Origin of the sequence: Acinetobacter sp. NIOH-H-8, from assembly GCF_046635365.1 — a bacterium.
In the GTDB taxonomy this organism is placed as follows: Bacteria; Pseudomonadota; Gammaproteobacteria; order Pseudomonadales; family Moraxellaceae; genus Acinetobacter.
The window spans coordinates 1-403 of record NZ_JBHDVN010000308.1; the positions used below are offsets into that span (position 1 = coordinate 1).

The 403-nt window shown below is 62.8% G+C and carries 1 protein-coding gene; it reads left to right on the forward strand.

Annotated elements, in window-relative coordinates; genetic code table 11:
* Positions 1 to 403, forward strand: a 403-nt coding sequence (locus ACEWB7_RS18380) for a histidine kinase dimerization/phospho-acceptor domain-containing protein (RefSeq protein ID WP_411581147.1), incomplete at both ends; no start/stop codon positions are given.

Below are 403 nucleotides of genomic sequence, written 5' to 3' on the forward strand. Positions count from 1 at the left end.
GGTATCCTCGGCTTCACCCACCTGTTGCAAAAGAGCGAGCTGACGCCACGCCAGCTCGACTACCTGGGCACCATCGAGAAATCCGCCGACAACCTGCTGGGGATCATCAACGAGATCCTCGACTTCTCCAAGATCGAGGCCGGCAAGCTGGTGCTCGACAGCATCCCTTTCAACCTGCGCGACCTGATCCAGGACACCTTGACCATCCTCGCCCCGGCCGCCCACGCCAAGCAGTTGGAGCTGCTCAGCCTGGTCTATCGCGACACGCCGCTGTCGCTGGTCGGCGACCCGCTGCGGCTCAAGCAGATCCTCACCAACCTGGTGAGCAACGCCATCAAGTTCACCCGCGAAGGCACCATCGTCGTGCGCGCCATGCTCGAGGACGAGCAGGAAGACAGCGTGC